Below are 14,800 nucleotides of genomic sequence, written 5' to 3' on the forward strand. Positions count from 1 at the left end.
TCTCGTTACAATTTGGTTAATAAGTTAGCAATTTATCAATCACTGCTACTAAACATGTAAACAACTGTTTTTTAAGTGATTTAAAAGAGCGCGGCATTTTAATGAGGCCCACAGAGAAAGCAACGAGGTAGAAAAAACAGCCAAGCTGTAAGTGGCAAGATTTCCGTACAGGGTGTTTATAATCAATGACACTAATTCGCAACTTGAATAGTTACTCGAATCTAGGTACATTGAATAAATAATGGCCAGGAGGGCAGTTCTATGAAGTCAATTTTATTTACACTTGTTCTAAGCGCTTTTTTAGTAGGATGTAAGAGTACAGAGCAACAGGCCCCTACTCCTCCAAGTGTTGCCAGTCTATTAAACGCAGCAAATTTTGAACACATTGAACTAACAGATCCAAAGTTGTTTGCATTGCCTGATGATGAGCAAAAACGTTTCCTTGATTATTTTACCAAACGCCAAGGTAAAGGTTTAAGAGACGACCAAATTCTTTATCATTACTTAGAAAATAAGCTCACCAACTTCAATTACTTTAGCGCTACACTCAACGCCGAACAGACCCTTCAAGAGCATGAAGGGAACTGTATTAGCTTAGCTATTTTAACTCACGCATATGCGCAACTAGTAGGGCTAAAAACAGGTTTCCAAGCGGTGTCGAGTGAACCTGTGTACAGTAAACAAAATAACATCGTGTATGTATCGGGCCATTTTCGCACCAAAGTCTATGCCCCTTTGAATGAAGATGATAATTACCTTGTACCACCTGGCAGTATAATTGATTATTTTCCGTCTCGTGGTAGCTTTTATTCAGGCCATGCTGAGCTCAAAGATTTAATCAGCCGCTATTATAGTAACTTAGCTGCACAAGCTCTGGCCTTAAAACAATTCGATTTAAGCTACAGTTATATTTTAAAAGCCAATGAATACACACCAAATGCACCCTCGCTTTATAATTTAGCAGCTGTTTTACATCGTCAATCAGGTGATTTAGCTGGGGCAAAACATATTTATCAAACAGCGATACAATATGGTTTTAAAGATACTAATTTACTACATAATTACGCAGTACTTGCCAAACAACTAGATGATCACTCATTAGCAGAACAGCTCAATTCACAGTTAGCGATGCTAGAGCAGGATCCATTCGAATTACTCACAACAGCGATTAACGCTCGTAATAATGGCCAGTTTTACAAAGCAAAACAGCAGCTGGAAGATGCTATAGCACTAGCCCCTTATTTATCAGAACCTTATGTGGAGTTAGCGATTATTAGTTACCAACAAGGTAATGAACAAAGCACTAAGGAGTGGTTAGAAAAAGCCATTGAGATAGAAAATAAAGACGAAAAACTTGCGCTATACCACGCCAAGCTTTTCGCCTTAAAAGACCAACACTAAGTTATAGCGAGTAGTAAAAACTTAGCCAAGCGCGTAGATCATTTTCAAAGTCGTCGCTTTCTACTCGGGCGACGCCAAAATCAATATTTACATCATTCAAACCCGCAGGTCCCAGACCAAAGCTAAAGTCTCCTCGCCACTTGAGGCCGTAGCTTTGCGCATAGACCCGGTTATCAACTTGATGCTGTTGGTAGTAAAGCCAAGGTAATGAATCTTTATAACTAATCCCCCCGCCATAACCTTTATAACGGTTACCAAGCTGGCTAAAAAATGGCAATTCAGGTGCACTAACAAAGCCACTTTGCGTGTCTTTATTAATTAGGTTTGACTCATAACCGCCAAGCGCAAGGGTACTGTCATCACGATATTGCTGAGCAAAATTAACATAAACCGGAATATCAAAGGCATAACCGCTTAGTACGGTGGCAAAGTTATAGCCCTGCCAATTGCTCGAGTCAGCATCACCGGATAACCATTCAGCTCTCAACGACTGACCAAAACCATAACGCTGTCTATCATGTTGCCATTGCTGCTTAAGTCCTAGCTTTAGCCATTGATCGTCACCTTTAGCATAATCACTGTAGTTGTAACTTAAGGTCGGTGTGATATTTAACTGCTGAAACTGCATCGGGTAACTCATGGCAAAATGTGCCCCTGTATTACTGACATTTAGCGGCGTGTTTGAATGGTACTGTTTTGCTGATTCAAGGTCGTAATCAAATAGCAGCGCTTTAAATTTTAAATCAAACGCTGAGTATTTAGCTGCCGCGAACACTCCCTCTAGTGCTTTATCATGTAAATCAACACTATAGCCTGCTTGTAAATCGAGCTGTTTTAAAAAGTCGTTACTTTTTATCCCAAGGGTAAGAAGCGAAGATGAAGCCGAATAATACTGAGATGACAGCGAAAAGGTGGATTTTTGCTGCCATATATCATAATTGGCTGGTTCTATTGGGCTTTGCTTGTAAATCTTCGCTTCAGGTAACACTTCGCTCGTTACTTGCCCTCGCGGTGGCGCTGTATTACTTGCCAACTCAGCAACCTCTAATCCTTGTGGTTGCTCTGCAAAATGCTTTATATCTGGCCCTTCAGCAGTGATCGATAAATATAAAAGTTCACCATTATTCATTGCCATTGGGTATGCAACGGCTTCTTGCCCTTGTGTTAATTGGCGTAGTGAGTTGCGGCTAAGATCATAATGATACAAATCGAGAGCGGCATTCTTACCAGCGACAAAATAAAGCCCTTTGCCATCTGCTTGCCAATTAGGTTGTGACACATACTGATAGCCCTCAGGCATAGGCACAGCTATTGATTGCTGGGAGTTCATGTCTTGTATATACAACTGCCAATTTGCATTCAGTGCCACTTTTAAATATGCAAGCTTAGTTTTATTAGGACTTAGTAATGGATAGTCATAAACCGTTTCTAGGCTCTTCTCAAATAAAGGCGTAGAGACACCCGTATTGAGATCAAAACGCACCAACTCCGAGAAGCCATGCCTAGTTTGCTCAGCGTAAACAGTTTGTCCGTTATCGCTAATTGTAAACCGACGCAGCCCCGCACGATGGGTTAATGCACTTATCTCACCAGTTTCGATATCATAGCGATATAAGTCCGAGATACCCTGAATTGAGCCTTTACCAACGGTTGTTGTGGCGGTAAAAAACAGTGTATCTTCGTCTAACCACTGCGGATTCTTTATACCCTGCTTATTGATTTGATGAAGCACGTGCTTTTGTTTACGTTTAAACACACTCGGTGCTCTATCGGCAATATCTTCAGGATCGTCATCGAGTAGCTGTTGTTGCTGCTTCGCAAAATCATCTGCTGCTTGTTGATTATCGGCTGTACTATAAATAACTAAGCGCGTTTCATCATCTTTGTTTCGCTCTACAATAGCGAGTTTACTATTATCTAAACTTAAAGCTGGGTTTGATGCATATAAATCAAGCTCTAACCAAAGCTTGCTTGTAAGTGTTTGCTCACTCACCTCTTTAGCCATTGCTTTATATGTATATTCAGCAATAAAGCGACGATAAAGCCGCTCAGGTGGGTCGCCAAATACACCGCTAAAAGCGTCATTAAAATCGCGCGATTTAACCGCTTGCATGCGTGTCCACACAGCATCAAGGGTTTTTGGAGAATAGTTATCTTCTAACCAAGCGAGAAAGCGAGCGCCCATTAAATACGCCATTGATCCGGCCATATAACGGTCTTCAGTACGATTTAATTGGCCATAGCTTGGCAGTGCGCCTTGCTGTGCAAATTCAACCAGTATCGCTTCTGAAAGATTATCGTATAAACGGCCACGCCCCGTCATTTTTGATTCTAACAGCGTCGCATAACCCTCAGCAACCCAGCGAGGCATATCGCTTTGTGATAAATCGTAGAGATCCCAAATATTTCTAATTGCTTGTCGAGGTAAGCTGCGCGTAGGCTGAGCCAAATGAACCAAATGGATGTACTCATGCAAAATGAGTAATTGCTGCCAGCTATCTGTATTGGCAATCATCGAATCTGATTGTGGAGGTGTCGTAAATAAAACCATTAAGGGCTTTATTGTAACCGGTAAAGCAAAGCCATTAGATGCGTTAAATGGATCAAAAACAACAACATCAATCACTTCATCCAACGCGCGGTTTTGTTGTTTTAATACCTTATTGCGAACAACTTCCAGCTCGGTTGCCGCTGATTGAGCCCATTGCTGATTCTCTGTACTAAAATGGACATTGAAATGCTCAGTATGAATTGTTTGCCATACTTCTTGACTAAACGCTTGCCCAGCAACAAGTAAAGTACCAATCAACAATGCTTTTATCATCTTAATCCCTGACTTTGTTATTTCAGGATTAGTATGCGTTGCTTTTTGGCAAGTGGGTAGTTAAAAAATGTAAGAAACTATTCAATTTTAATCGGGCGAACCAAGCCTAGTAATTGGTAAACAATAAATATTGTCGCTGCAAACATAATACTGCTTCTAAGTGCCCCCAGACCCGCAAGAGCCATCGCGCCTGTTACAAGCAAAGCAATACAAGTCACTGCACAGCTTACGCAAAGGCCTTTACACTCCTTCTTGTTGCGAGCATAGCAAAGTAAGCCGACAATACCTGTAATGGCTAAAATAGGCAGAAAATATATCATCGCGCACCTCCTTCTGTAGCTTTTGAGAAAGTATACTCAAAAACCCAAACAGGTCAATGATATTGAGAATTATTTTCATTTAAAACCAATTCCGCTCAACGCCTTCTATTTCATATAGGGCAAAATCAGCAAACTGCTCAGCCAGCTCTGCTTTTAAGTAAGGCATTGATACAGAACCAGAAGCCAGTTGTATATACAAGCTCTTAAGCTGTGATCGGCGCATTACATAAGTGCTTATTGTGGTGACGCTTTGCGCTTTATAGATTTCAAAAACACGATACTGCACACCCAGTATGCCGGTTTTAAATACGGCAAAAAAACGGCCGTCATGTTGATACATAGCCAGACCCGTTTTTTGATAATTCAAAAACACACCGATCATCAAAACTAAGCCCACGACAATGCTCCACAACATCGTAGCAGCATCAAATAAAGCATTGAAAATTAAAGCAGAAAATACAGTAGGTAGAATTACATATAAAAACGTATTTTTATAAAGTAAAGCTCGCTCAGGCTTAATAAAGCTAAGCTCCGTTAAATCAACAAACCATGGAAATAACCAGCCACATACGGCTTTTACTTGCTCTTTGGTGATTACTGGCATCACTAACGTTTGTTTATTTTTATGTGCCGCAACCCCAGCTGCCACACCACCACTACTCACTTGTGGGCAAATTAAGGTATAGCGATTAAGGAACTTGGCAATAATATTTTGTTTAATTTGCACACTTTGAATTTTCGACACGCTGATCGAGAGTTGCTGGCGCTCAAATAAACCTGCCACACGCTTAAACTTACCGTCTTGAAAGTACAGCTGAAAGTTAAAAAAGCGCACTAATGCCATGACAACAGAAAGTAAAATGGCACATAAAACAATGGCTACAACCATAATTAACACAGTGATTGCAGCCGCACTGCCAATGAACGCAGCTTGCTCATTCAGTATGGTCTCTAGGCGGTTTATGATGGTTTTTTCGAGGTACTCAAAAATCACATTCATAAATGGAGCAAGTGCAGCCAATGCCAATATTGCCATGTTCGACATCAAACCAAACTTAGCAATTTCAGCATTGCTGATCGTTAAGGTTGTCGGTTTATCTGTTACTTCGCCCTGCTCAATAGGTAGCTGCTCTTGCTGTTGTAACTGAGCCTTAAATTCCATAACTTGTTCGCGCACTTGCTCGGCGTAGCTAAGCTTTACTCCCGGGATCACAGCTTCTTGAGCACTACTACCGGCGGCATCGAAAATACAATTAACCAAATTAACCGGCTGAAAATAAAAAGGTTCGGCTATGTTTACGTTCTGTACGCGAGCAAATTTTAGGGTTAGCCGTTCTTTTTTGAATACCCCTTTATTGAGCAGTATTTCGTTACCATCCGTTATGCGATATTTAAAATTACGATAATAAGCAAAGGCATACAGCACTAAAACTAACGAGGCCACGGTAACGGCTATTTGCCCCCAAAACAGCTTTTGTTCAACTTGCGTAACAAATAACACCAAAATTGGCAGTAAATTAAGCAGCCCATCTTTTATGAAGCGCAGTGCAAAGTGAACAATAAAGTACAGTAGTGCCCATGGCGACACGCGTTGCCATTGTTGATCACTCATCGGCAAGCTCATTTTCTTGAGTTGCTGCATTATCACCATAACTTTGCACGAACTGGCGGACATCATTGCATTGTTGGTCAGTTAACCCGCTGATATGTAAGTCAGCACTCATGCCACCTGCACTGTAAAGCCTGAGTGTTGCAAGTCCTAACTTTCGCTCAATTGGGCCGCGATGAATTTCGGTGTGTTGCACGCGAGAAATTGGCAATAAGGTGATTTGTTGCCAAATTAGCCCCCGCTTAAAGGCAATATCATGCTCTCTTACTGCCACCCCTTTAGCGCGAACGCTGTAAAGGTTGTAAACCATCGACAGTATTACCAACAATGGCAAAGCCAGAAGCCAAGGTAAAGCAATGGCTTCGCTAACGGCAGGATTAAAATGCCGTACAGCAATAATCACGGCCATTAGAGGCACATAAAACAACAACCAATTTAGTTGTACATGCCATATTGCATTATCTGCAAGTGATTGAAATTGTATGCGCTGATGCTGTGGAAGGGTTTCTATTTGTTGATTACTAAACACGATCGTTCCTTGTTAAGGCCAGTTTTAACTGACCTTACTCATACTCGGTACTTTTTATACCCAGCGAAGAGAGGTAGCAAGTGTATGCTTGTCACCCGGCGCTAACTCAACGCTATCTTCAAGTACATTGGCGGCTTCTAAACATAACATCACGTGATATTCATCATCGGCAAAATTAGATAGCCTTTTTGATTTATCAATCCACGGGTTCCATAACACACATGACCGCGAATTTTCTCGGCTTACTTCAATGATCCCATCTGGCGTAATGATACGTTGTGTATCTTGTGCTTGGGTATAAACCATGTCGGTTTCACGAGCAAATGAAACCAAATCATGTTGCTCAAATGGACCTTCACCAAATTCTATATATTTAGAGCCCTGTAAACCATCAACTTTGGTTTCTTCAATCGCAGGCGTAGGGAAATAAGTATGTAATGCCTGCGTAAAATTAAGTGTTTCATTATCAAGGTTCGTTGTTGTTAAACGCACTTCTAAACTCGTTGATAAAATAAATTCCACCAATAGTTTAGTTTTGTGTGGCCAATACTTTTCATCAATTTGATTCATTGGCAATGACAAGCTGATGTAGATCGAGTTTTCCTCTTCTTTCACCTGTTCAGCACGCCAAAGTCCCGTACGAGCAACACCATGAGCAGGCCAGCCTTCATGTTGGCTCACACCAAACCACGGCCAACAAATTGGAATGCCACCACGAACGCCCTTACCTTCTTGATAATCTTCCTGCTGAGAAACCCACAGTAATGGCTTTTTACCTGTCGGTGTAAACTCTGTAATTTGCGCACCTTGTAAAAAGATAGTGGCATCACAAAACTCACTGGCTACTTTAATAAACTCAAGACCAGTCTCACTTTGCTCAATCGTAACTGATGGCGATAGCTTCATAATTCGTCCCATTAAATGAAAGAAAAGAAATAGTTAAATAACCCCACAATACCCAAAGCCATAGTAGTTAGTAAATAATATTTAGTTATTTGATGAAATTGTTTACTACTTTGTGCGTGTGCAGGCGAAAAGCGCTATTTAATTATAAAGAACATCTACATTATTATGTGATACACCAAACGAGATTTAATTACTACTCAAATAAAAATCTCCTCTGAAAATTAGGCTATTTATAGCAAACATAGCCACAAATTATTTGAACTCAATTTATTTGATGTGTAATATTTCGCGGCTTCGGTCGTTCTAGGCCGCCTTTAAAGAGACAAAAACATGCAAAAGTATGACGAACTACTTGTGTCATTACGTAAAGTAATCAGAGCAATCGATCTGCATTCTAAGCAGCTCAACAAAACGTCTGGGTTAACAGGCCCGCAATTACTTATCATGAATGAAGTAGCACAAACAGACGGCATCACAGCAAGTCGTATTGCTCAAAACGTCAACTTAAGCCCTGCAACTGTGACCAATATTCTTGACCGAATTGAAAACAGAGAGCTTATCACCCGTGTGCGCAGTCAAATGGATAAGCGCCGCGTCAGCTTGTATTTAACAGAAAAAGGCAAAGCACTTTTAGAGCAAGCTCCTCAGCCATTGCAAGAGCACTTCATAGAAAAATTTTCAGCCCTCGAAGAGTGGGAGCAAAGCTTATTGCTTTCATCAATGCAACGTATTGCAGCAATGATGGATGCTGATCAGCTTGATGCATCACCACTATTAGAAGTTGGCGCCATAACAAAATCACTCGATCACAATAGTTAATTGCAAAACTGGTTGATTAATATTAATTTTTTGTGGCTACCCTTGGGTTGAGTGTGAATATCAACTATGCTAGTAGTACCCATTCCAACACTAGCGAAAATCATGCTTAAACTTTCAAAGTTAGCCCTCGCAATCGCCTTGGGCACTACTTCTAGTCTTAGTCAGGCATCTGAAATAGATGACCTTCAAAAACAGCTGCAATTACTTAAAGAGCAAATGCAGCAACTCCAGAGCAAGCTTGATGCTGCCGAGGAAAAATCGCAGCAACAAGCTGATAAACAAGCGCAGATTGATGCACAGGTTGCAAGGCAACAAAAGCAACTTGAGGAGCAAACTGCTGCTGTTGAAACCGTATCAGACAAAAAAGAATCTGGTATTCATGTTGGTGGAGCTGTGCGAACAAACTACAGCTATACCTCGTATGATGACGGTAACAAAAATCGTGGCGGTGACTTCGACTTCGATATCTTTAGACTGAATTTTTCAGGGGATGTCGGTGATGTGCAACTAAATGCTGAAATTCGTTTCTTTGACTATATGACAGCAGTTAAATATGCCTATGCAGCCTACGACTTTGCCGAAGACTGGCAAGTGCAGGCAGGTATAACCAAAGTTCCTTTTGGTAACTGGCCATATAATTCACACAACTACTTCTTTGGAACAACCTATTATGTAGGTTTGGAAGATGATCACGATTTAGGTGTGCTATTAAAACGAAAAATTGCCGATAACTGGCAAATTGATCTTGGCTTTTTCAAAAATGATGAGCTAGGTGGTGTCGACGGTTATGTTGATGATCGCAGCGATCGCTACTCATACGATGTAGTTGGTTTCCGTTCAGCAGACGAAGGCATTTATGCCGAGCCAGGCAATGCTATTGGTGAATACAACACCTTCTCTGGTCGTTACGGCTATCACTTTGAGCATGAAGGTGGCAAAACAGAGCTAGGTGTATCAGCCCTATCAGGCGGCCTACACGATGGTGAAGACCGTGCTGGTGACTACTATGCTTGGGCGGTCCATTTAAATAGCACTATTGGCCCGTGGAACTTCCAACTGCAACATGGCGAATATAATTACGATATTGATAATGTAAATCGTATGGCTGTCGGAGCTTATGCTTTTTACGATAGCATCGCAGCTGAAGCAACCATGACTAATGCCAATATTGCCTACAGCCTCCCTGTCGAGTGGGGTCCTGTTACAGACCTACAGTTTTACAATGACTACGGCATTATTTATGACAAGTCAGACAATAGCGCCGATACTTGGATGAATGTAACTGGGGTGTCTGTTGCAGCAGGTGGCTTATTCACCTACTTTGATTTTGTTCAAGCGAAAAATCAGCCATTTGTAGGCGGCTCAGTTGCTGGTGACAGCGACGAAACAGAAACTCGCTTCAATATCAACATAGGTTATTACTTCTAGTAACCACTGATAGTAAATGAAATATTAAAGCCCAGTTTTTAACTGGGCTTTTTTGTCACACCTCAAACCAGTAAAAAATGAAAATAAAAATCATTGCTGTTACCTATTTTAGTAACTATTATGCGCATCCTTTTTTAACTATCTAAAAGTGTGTATCTTGGAACGCTATTACGCTGAAGTTTTAAATTATATTTCTCGCTCTATTGGCTGCAGAGAAAAAGCGCAAAATATAGTTCAAGAAGCCTATTTGCGGTTATTGAATCATACGACTAAAAACCCAGATCATAATTCAACCCAACACCGCGCTTTATTTTTTACAACCGCGAAAAATATCGTCATCGATCATTATCGAAAAAATCAAAAGATCTCAAACGATGAAGAACAAGAGTTAATCGCCCCCGTTGACTACGAGCCAGAAAAAAAATTAGCAGCACAACAACAACTCGACTTGCTGTATAAGTCGATAGAGCAACTGCCACAAAAAACGAAACAAGCATTTGTGTTATATAAGTTTAAAAATTTGAGCCAGCCACAAATTGCAGTACAAATGAACATCTCTGTTAGCATGGTAGAAAAACACCTAGCCACAGCCATGATGTTATGCCGTAAAGCAATGAATAGAAAATAGGATTAAGTCAAATGGACCGTCAACAAATACGTTTGCAAGAGCAAGCGAACCAGTGGCTTGAACAACAAAAAAAGGGCTTCACCGCAGTACAAGAGCAACAGTTTCAGAAGTGGCTTACGGCAAATCCAGAACACTTAACGTGTTTTGAACAAAGCAAGCAAATAGATGGCCTATTAAATCAGTTTTCTGATCATCAAATTGACGCTCTATCGAATTCAAACAGTGTTAGTTTTACACATTCGCGCATCTGGATTGCAACTGCGGCATGCTTCGCACTATGTATGCTAAGCCTCATTAGTTATACATTATGGCCACAATCTAACGATTACAGTGCGCAATACAATTCTCAGATAGGCGAGCAATTTGACGTTACCCTGCCTGATGGATCGCAACTGAGCTTAGACGCCAAAACAAAGTTAAGCATTAATTTTAATGACGATAGGCGCTTAAATACCTTAGTCAAAGGGCGTGCATTATTTGATGTTTCTAAAGACGCTAAACGCCCTTTTATTATTAACACTGGCACAACTAAAATCACTGTACTCGGTACTAAATTTACTGTCGATAAAAAAACATCGAGTACACATGTTAGTGTTGAGCATGGTCGGGTAAAAGTTCAAACGAACACCCATGCTGTAGAACTGATTCAAGGACAGCAAGCCCAAATAAATAAAGACGGCATCACCGTTGAAAACATTGATTTAAATCGTGTGGATGCTTGGCGACATGGACGCCTCATTTTTAACAACACCCCGCTTGATGAAGTGTTAGCCGAATTTAACCGCTATCATGCAATCAATGTCAAAATTACCGATGATAAAGCAAGTCAACTTCTTGTCTCTGGTACATTTTTAGCTCATGAGTTTGAAAAGTTCTTAGCCTTGTTGCCTCATGTACTTCCAGTAAAAATCAAAAGCTCTTTAGATCAGGTAGTTATAGAAAAAGTTTAATTTTTTAATATTTTTACTGAGGGATTCTCATTCTCATTCGTTTTCAACTTAGTTTCACTTAATGCTTGGAAATATAAAAATGAATAAGTCTCGCCTTTTTGCAATGAGGTTATCTCCTTTAGCGCTGGCACTAGGATTAACCTTAAGCGCCCCGATTGCCGCCCAACAAACCACTGTTTATACATTTAATATTGCAGAGCAGCCACTAAGTAACTCATTAAACCAACTTGCGCAGCAAGCAAACATGAACTTAATTGCTGACGCTAAGCATTTAAAAGGGCTTGCAGCACCGGCCATACACGGTCAAATATCGATATACGATGCGTTAGATCATGCTCTAAAAAACACCACGATGAGTGCTGAGGTTATCGATAACAATATTATTATTAAACCCTCACAAACTACTAAGCACTCCCTCCCACTTTCTGCCGATAATTCTGTATCAACACCGAGTCCAACTAAAGGTAAAGAAGATATTGAAGTTATCGTTGTTAAGGGCACACAGTTACACCTCACCCGTGCAGATATGGACAGAACAAGTGGACTATCTAACTCAGATATTTTTTCTACATTTTCAGGCATTGAAGCTAATAACATTCGAAATGAGGCTGGCGCTTTAGATATAGGTATACGCGGGGTTCAAGGTGAAGGTCGCGTCCCCATTTTTATTGATGGTAGCTTGCAATCGACCCATACCAACCGCGGTTATATGGGTACTTCTGACCGCACTTATATAGATTCTGATTTGATCAGTACTGTGAATGTAGAAAAAGGTCCTGCGGCTAAAGCTTCTCCATTTAGTGCTGGTGCTATTGGCGGTACAGTCACCATGAGTACACTAAACCCTGCAGATATTTTAAAAGAGGGGCAAAGTTTAGGTGCATTGATAAAATTAAAAACTTACAACAATAACTCAATGCCAAGTGTGAGTGATGACCCTGTAGAACAAGAGTATTACCAAGTATCACAAGGCCATAACACCACAGACTTTGAAAACGGCGCAATGGTTTTTGCTACTGCCTATAAAAGCGATGACTTTAGTGCTGTATTAGCTTTTAGTGACAAAAAAGTGGGCAATTACTTTGCTGGTAGCCATGGTTACAAAGACTTTGTTGAAACTGTTGAGGGTTGGCGAGGTACGTATGAAATCCACCCGCCTGTTAGTCCTGGGGCAGAAGTTGTAAATACAAGCTTTGAAAGCGAGTCATATTTAGCTAAGTTTAGTTATGACTTTTCTGATGAGCACACATTAGAAGTTAATACACGTCACCACCAACAAGCAGCGGGTGAAATGCTTGCTACTTATTGGCATAAGTATAAAGAAGGTGATTACAAACGTTTACCTGATGGTAAATGGGTAGAAATTCAAGCTGGTGAAGAAGCCATGCCACAGTGGCAACTTGGCACAGCACATGTAAATAGTGTAAGCGCAGTTTACCATTACTTACCGACCGCTAACCCTGTTATTGATTTAAAGGTAAATGTTTGGAAAACCCATGCAAAGCTGGATCAATATAATGCATTGGCTTCAAATTTAGGCTCAAATGCACTGCAATACACACATCAATACTCAAATGAGCGCGCAGGTTTTAGTGTGCTAAATGTATCAAGTTTTAAAATTGCAGATCAAATCCCTACAACGTTGACTACAGGTTACGCATGGCAATCTGAAGAGTTAAAACCAAAAGAGGGCTATGAGGAAAACTTTCATACTAAGTACCCCACATCAAGAGATGGAAAACGTAGCTCAAACAGTATTTTTGCTAATACACAGTTAGATTTCAATGATCTAGAGCTACTGCTAAATCTGAATCTGCATGACGCTAAGATTGACGACCATCAGGCCACACTCACGCATGACTTTGATGCAAAACTAGACTTAACCTTTCAAGCTTCATACTTGCTAAGCAGCAATACAGTTGTGTCGGCAAAGTACAGTAAGGCATATAGAATGCCGAGCTTGTACGAGGGCACAGTATCGAATGAAGTTTTTTCTTACTCACCTGACTACCCTATTGGTCCAGAGCAAACAAACTCATACGAAATTAACCTCGAAAGTTCTTTTAACGAGGTATTAGTCGCTAATGACAGCTTTTCTTTAAATCTAAGTCTTTTTCATACAGAAATTAAAGATATGCTTGCCACAGCTAACATGCCGAAAACCGATCCTAACGCATATTCATGGCAACGCACCTACGCGTTTACAAACTATGACTCATTCACCCTGCCTGGTTTTGAGTTAAAAATGGATTATAAAAACCAATACTTCTATGCATCAGCATCAATGATCAATTACCAAGATGTTGAAATGTGCTCAAACGCATTAGCAGATATCGGTGATGCACAGCGCTGTAACAGTGAAGGTTTCTTGGGTGGATTAACACCCCTGCGTATCCCACCTAAAAAAAGCTATATCGCTAATATGGGCGTCACCTTACTTGATGACGCCCTTGATATTGGCTTGATTTATAAAAAGCATACAGAGAAGCGCCATCCGGGTGGATTTTTGTCAGCAACGGGGGTGGATGCGCTTGAGTATATTCCTTCTGGACACCAGCTCGATTTTTATCTTGATTATACATTTAATGAAACCCTCAAAGGCTACGCCTCTGTGACTAACTTAACTGATCAATACAAGGTATCAACCGGTTCAATTGTGGCAATGCCAGAGCCTGGGAAGACCATTACTCTTGGTTTAGAAATCAAGCTATAAACATTTTTTATCTCCTGCATTACATTGACATCTCCTATCAATGTAATGCTTTTTTCGTTTACTATTTGGAAAAAACATGACCATTACCGCCTCTCAAGTGTCGCGTGCGCATAATTTAAAAATTACTACAGCCGATGTGCATGACAATGTAGATAAAAGCATTATGGCTCAAGATCCTTTTACTAATACAAAAAGCTATTTAGCATTCTTAACCTTACAGTATTACTTTTTAAAAGATGTAAGTGCTCTTTACACCCATCCTGAACTAAAAAAATACATCGACGATTTATCATCTCGTCAAAGACTAGCAATGTTAGAACAAGATTTTGCTGACTTATCGACACCTTTACCTCAAATCTATTTAGTGCCCTGTATTAATAACAACACTGACTTCGCTACAGCCCTTGGCTGGCTGTATGTTGTAGAGGGGTCAAAAGTAGGCGCTGCAATGCTCGGAAAACAAGTGCAAGCTAAATTAAATTATAACGCCGAACATGGAGGTAGATACTTAACAGGCCCAGGAGCAGGACGTGGCAGCGCTTGGCGAAACCTTATTCAAGCAATTGATAATATGGAATTAACAAAAACACAAGAAACGGCCCTTATTGAGGGGGCTCGCCAAGCATTTTCTCGATTCCAAAACTTTTTAACACACGTCTATCCATAACTAATC

The 14,800-nt window shown here is 40.5% G+C and carries 12 protein-coding genes; 7 read left to right on the top strand and 5 right to left on the bottom strand.

The window, feature by feature from the left end:
- The first annotated feature begins 261 nt into the window (after nucleotides 1–261).
- Nucleotides 262–1,401, top strand: coding sequence for a tetratricopeptide repeat protein (locus tag LY624_RS16775; protein WP_341803533.1), 1,140 nt, complete (start codon nucleotides 262–264; stop codon nucleotides 1,399–1,401).
- 1 nt (nucleotide 1,402) lies between these two features.
- On the opposite strand, the gene LY624_RS16780 is transcribed toward LY624_RS16775, so the two are convergent.
- From LY624_RS16780 to LY624_RS16800, 5 genes are all read right to left on the bottom strand, one after another.
- Nucleotides 1,403–4,225: a TolB family protein gene (locus tag LY624_RS16780; RefSeq protein WP_341803534.1), complete on the bottom strand. Its 2,823-nt coding sequence runs from the start codon at nucleotides 4,223–4,225 to the stop codon at nucleotides 1,403–1,405.
- A 77-nt stretch (nucleotides 4,226–4,302) separates the two neighbouring features.
- Entirely contained in the window at nucleotides 4,303–4,545 is a 243-nt protein-coding gene (locus tag LY624_RS16785) for a hypothetical protein (protein ID WP_130150926.1), read from the bottom strand.
- Nucleotides 4,546–4,624: 79 nt separating this feature from the next.
- Nucleotides 4,625–6,157 (bottom strand): PH domain-containing protein, encoded by a 1,533-nt coding sequence (locus LY624_RS16790; RefSeq protein ID WP_130150925.1) that lies wholly within the window; start codon nucleotides 6,155–6,157, stop codon nucleotides 4,625–4,627.
- On the bottom strand, nucleotides 6,150–6,683 hold the full coding sequence (locus LY624_RS16795) for a PH domain-containing protein (RefSeq protein WP_130150924.1): 534 nt from the start codon (nucleotides 6,681–6,683) through the stop codon (nucleotides 6,150–6,152). The genes LY624_RS16790 and LY624_RS16795 overlap by 8 nt, the downstream gene beginning before the upstream one ends.
- A gap of 54 nt (nucleotides 6,684–6,737) precedes the next feature.
- Nucleotides 6,738–7,589, bottom strand: coding sequence for a D-hexose-6-phosphate mutarotase (locus LY624_RS16800; protein ID WP_130150923.1), 852 nt, complete (start codon nucleotides 7,587–7,589; stop codon nucleotides 6,738–6,740).
- A 330-nt stretch (nucleotides 7,590–7,919) separates the two neighbouring features.
- Between LY624_RS16800 and LY624_RS16805 the strand changes: the two genes are divergently transcribed.
- From LY624_RS16805 to LY624_RS16830, 6 genes are all read left to right on the top strand, one after another.
- Nucleotides 7,920–8,408: a MarR family winged helix-turn-helix transcriptional regulator gene (locus LY624_RS16805; protein ID WP_130150922.1), complete on the top strand. Its 489-nt coding sequence runs from the start codon at nucleotides 7,920–7,922 to the stop codon at nucleotides 8,406–8,408.
- Between the two features lie 102 nt (nucleotides 8,409–8,510).
- The gene (locus LY624_RS16810) at nucleotides 8,511–9,836 is read left to right on the top strand and encodes a porin (protein ID WP_341803535.1); all 1,326 of its coding nucleotides are present in this window, start codon (nucleotides 8,511–8,513) and stop codon (nucleotides 9,834–9,836) included.
- A 148-nt stretch (nucleotides 9,837–9,984) separates the two neighbouring features.
- Nucleotides 9,985–10,464 (top strand): RNA polymerase sigma factor, encoded by a 480-nt coding sequence (locus LY624_RS16815; RefSeq protein WP_341803536.1) that lies wholly within the window; start codon nucleotides 9,985–9,987, stop codon nucleotides 10,462–10,464.
- Between the two features lie 11 nt (nucleotides 10,465–10,475).
- Nucleotides 10,476–11,414 (top strand): FecR family protein, encoded by a 939-nt coding sequence (locus LY624_RS16820; protein ID WP_341803537.1) that lies wholly within the window; start codon nucleotides 10,476–10,478, stop codon nucleotides 11,412–11,414.
- A gap of 79 nt (nucleotides 11,415–11,493) precedes the next feature.
- Nucleotides 11,494–14,127 carry a TonB-dependent receptor gene (locus tag LY624_RS16825; RefSeq protein WP_341803538.1) on the top strand — a complete coding sequence of 878 codons (2,634 nt, stop codon included), beginning with the start codon at nucleotides 11,494–11,496 and terminating at the stop codon, nucleotides 14,125–14,127.
- A 76-nt stretch (nucleotides 14,128–14,203) separates the two neighbouring features.
- Entirely contained in the window at nucleotides 14,204–14,794 is a 591-nt protein-coding gene (locus LY624_RS16830) for a biliverdin-producing heme oxygenase (protein ID WP_341803539.1), read from the top strand.
- The last annotated feature ends 6 nt before the right edge of the window (nucleotides 14,795–14,800 follow it).

This window comes from Pseudoalteromonas sp. N1230-9, assembly GCF_032716425.1.
Lineage (GTDB): Bacteria > Pseudomonadota > Gammaproteobacteria > Enterobacterales > Alteromonadaceae > Pseudoalteromonas.

Coding starts and splice junctions, on each gene's coding strand:
- LY624_RS16805 (WP_130150922.1), top strand. CDS start 7,920: ATGCAAAAGTATGACGAACTACTTGTGTCATTACGTAAAGTAATCAGA.
- LY624_RS16775 (WP_341803533.1), top strand. CDS start 262: ATGAAGTCAATTTTATTTACACTTGTTCTAAGCGCTTTTTTAGTAGGA.
- LY624_RS16780 (WP_341803534.1), bottom strand. CDS start 4,225: ATGATAAAAGCATTGTTGATTGGTACTTTACTTGTTGCTGGGCAAGCG.
- LY624_RS16825 (WP_341803538.1), top strand. CDS start 11,494: ATGAATAAGTCTCGCCTTTTTGCAATGAGGTTATCTCCTTTAGCGCTG.
- LY624_RS16830 (WP_341803539.1), top strand. CDS start 14,204: ATGACCATTACCGCCTCTCAAGTGTCGCGTGCGCATAATTTAAAAATT.
- LY624_RS16790 (WP_130150925.1), bottom strand. CDS start 6,157: ATGAGTGATCAACAATGGCAACGCGTGTCGCCATGGGCACTACTGTAC.
- LY624_RS16810 (WP_341803535.1), top strand. CDS start 8,511: ATGCTTAAACTTTCAAAGTTAGCCCTCGCAATCGCCTTGGGCACTACT.
- LY624_RS16785 (WP_130150926.1), bottom strand. CDS start 4,545: ATGATATATTTTCTGCCTATTTTAGCCATTACAGGTATTGTCGGCTTA.
- LY624_RS16800 (WP_130150923.1), bottom strand. CDS start 7,589: ATGAAGCTATCGCCATCAGTTACGATTGAGCAAAGTGAGACTGGTCTT.
- LY624_RS16820 (WP_341803537.1), top strand. CDS start 10,476: ATGGACCGTCAACAAATACGTTTGCAAGAGCAAGCGAACCAGTGGCTT.